The sequence below is a fragment of the Oleiphilus sp. HI0080 genome (assembly GCF_001635135.1).
Genome location: NZ_LWFU01000582.1, coordinates 1 through 2,929 on the forward strand (window position 1 = coordinate 1; position 2,929 = coordinate 2,929).

Sequence of the window (2,929 nt, forward strand, 5' to 3'; positions counted from 1 at the left end):
GCAAATGGCTGCGGCAAATCGACGCTGATGAAAATTCTAAGTGGGGAATTAACGCCAACAGCGGGCAATGTTTCAATCACACCAGGAGAGAAGCTGGGTTCGCTGCGCCAAGACCAATTTGCGTTTGAAGAATTCAGCGTGGTCGACACCGTCATTATGGGCGATGCTGAACTTTGGGAAGTGAAGCAGGAGCGAGAATACATATACAGCTTGCCTGAAATGAGCGAAGAACAAGGCATGCGCGTTGCCGAGTTAGAGACGCTTTTCGCAGAGATGGATGGATACAGCGCAGAGAGTCGCGCAGGTGAGCTCTTGTTATCGGCAGGCATTGAAGAAGAACTGCATTTTGGACTAATGGCGCAAGTAGCCCCCGGCTGGAAACTACGTGTATTACTCGCGCAAGCGCTATTCGCCAACCCAGACATACTGCTTCTTGATGAGCCTACCAACAACTTGGATATTCATACAATCGAATGGTTAGCCGAGATACTCAATGAGCGAAAATGTACCATGATCATCATCTCGCACGACCGTCACTTTTTGAACAAAGTCTGTACGCACATGGCCGACATCGACTACGGTGAACTGCGTATTTATCCGGGCAACTACGAGGCATATACCGCCGCAGCGAGCTTGGTTCAGGAACAATTGCATTCAGAAAATGCCAAAAAGAGTGCTGAGATCGAAGAGTTACAGTCTTTCGTTAACCGCTTTTCTGCAAATGCCTCAAAAGCAAAGCAAGCGACGTCGCGCGCCAAGCGCATGGAGAAGATTCAGCTCGATGAAGTTAAAGCATCCAGCCGAGTTAGCCCATCCATCCGCTACAAACAACATAAAAAATTGCATCGTCAAGCGCTCACATTAGAAGGTCTTTCTCACGGTTATGACGGTGAAACCCTATTCACCTCAGACGACCTCATTCTTGAAGCGGGCGCAAAACTCGCGGTTATTGGTGAAAACGGTGTTGGCAAATCTACCTTGCTACGTTGCCTTGTCGACAAGATCCAACCTAATTCAGGCGTCGCCAAATGGTCAGAGAATGCTGAAATCGGCTACTGCCCTCAAGATAGTAAAGAAGACTTTGCAAAGGAACTCACCGTTTTCGAATGGATGTCTCAGTGGAAAACCGCCAAACACAATGACCTTGCCGTTCGAGGCATGCTTGGGCGGATGCTCTTTAGCGAAGACGATATTAACAAGAAGGTTGCGGTGTGTTCTGGTGGCGAAAAGAACCGACTCATCTTCGGTAAGTTGATGATGATGGAACTCAACGTGTTAGTAATGGATGAGCCAACGAACCACATGGACATGGAAGCGATCGAGTCACTCAACGAGGCGCTTAAAGCCTTCGATGGCACCTTGATCTTTGTGAGTCATGACAGAGAGTTTGTTTCTTCGCTCGCGACGAGAGTGATCGAAATTAAAGATAAAAAGCTTGTCGATTTCCAAGGGACCTATGAAGAGTATCTTGCGGATCAAGCGGCGAAACAAAAGAACGGCATCATCGCAGCATAGTTTGTTTTCGCGTTATCGAAGGAGGGTCGCGACACTCTGCCCCTCCTTCGCTCTACTTTCCTCTCAAGCGTCTCAAGCCGCTCGCAATTACTCCAGTTAATCCTGTTACTCCTTTTGAAGCACGCGTATCGCCTGAAGTTCTTGTTGCCAAATCATAAGAAGAGGCTATAAGTTAGTAACCGTTAACCGCATTTGTTAACGACTCAAGCCTTCACGTTTTACAATAAAAAGGGTTACTTTATGCCGCTCTCCATTAAATCACTTCTCCGATCATCTGCGTTCGTCGCACTCCCTCTATTTTTTAACGGTCTCGTGCAAGCCGAAGAAGCCACGCAAACCGAGGCATCGGGCTGGCAAAACAGCGTCGAGATCTACGCGCAAGCCGTCAATATAGGAGGCGATGCCCGAGTTGGGAACCTACCCTTAAACGTCGATGTAGACCCGGAATTTATCATGGATCATCTTGAGATGGCCGGCATGTTTCGTTTCGAAAGCGTAAAGGATAATAGCTGGGGTTATTGGGTCGATTACGGTTTTATGGAACTGGGCGGTGAGCGCAATGGTCTATTCGTTAACGGTTTTGGTTTAGCAAATGCTGACATCGATTTACGTCAGGGCGTTTTCGAATTGAAAGGCTTCAAACGCTCCACGAACGGCACAGCCACCTTTGATTTCACCTTTGGCCTCCGCTGGTGGGATATCGATGGCAAAGCCACTGTCGATTTGGTGAATGGCACTCGCTTAGCAGAGGCAGACTTAAACGAAGATTGGATCGATTACGTGATTGGCTTTCGTCTCGAGGACGATATTTCAAACAACTGGCGTGCTTACTTTAATACCGATGTGGGTGCAGGCGCTGACACAGACTTTACAAGTTTGTTTCATGCAGGTGCCATGTATCACTTGAACGACTGGTCTGACCTTAACCTATCGTATCGTTCTGTGTGGGTCGATTATCGCAACAGAGGAACCTTTGAATACGTAACCGCCACACAAGGCTTTATGATTGGTTGGATCGCACGTTTTTAAGCGTTTTTCAGCAGCAAGACAAGCCGGCAATGTCCCGGCTTGTCTTCCAATAAAGATCTATCTTTTTAGTCCACGACAGTTTTACGTAGCGAAAACGCGCCCCGCAATTCGCCTTCAGTAAAACCCGTCGCCTGATCTTGAGGATACAAAGAAGCAATTTTTTTGGCCACCGGCGCTGCGATATCAGAACCATGACAAACAAGGCAGACCGCTGCAGTCGGAATCGCTTTCATATAACGAAACTCGCCATTTTCTATCTTGCTCGCCTCAAGCGCTATGGGATTCTCCCCCTCTGCTAGGCGCATCGCAAAATCCTGCATAACGCTGACTTCCCACTCATCAGGCGTATTTTCCGGATTACGCACCTTCAATGCGGTGCGGGCGA

The 2,929-nt window shown here is 48.1% G+C and carries 3 protein-coding genes; 2 read left to right on the plus strand and 1 reads right to left on the minus strand.

Annotated elements, in window-relative coordinates; translation table 11 throughout:
* Positions 1-1,515 (plus strand): ABC-F family ATPase (locus tag A3751_RS12815; protein ID WP_068456634.1); only part of this gene is annotated, 1,515 nt, incomplete at its 5' end.
* A 240-nt stretch (positions 1,516-1,755) separates the two neighbouring features.
* Positions 1,756-2,544: a hypothetical protein gene (locus A3751_RS12820; protein WP_068456635.1), complete on the plus strand. Its 789-nt coding sequence runs from the start codon at positions 1,756-1,758 to the stop codon at positions 2,542-2,544.
* A gap of 65 nt (positions 2,545-2,609) precedes the next feature.
* On the opposite strand, the gene A3751_RS12825 is transcribed toward A3751_RS12820, so the two are convergent.
* On the minus strand, positions 2,610-2,929 hold a 320-nt coding region (locus tag A3751_RS12825; RefSeq protein ID WP_156492429.1), incomplete at its 5' end, for a DUF3365 domain-containing protein.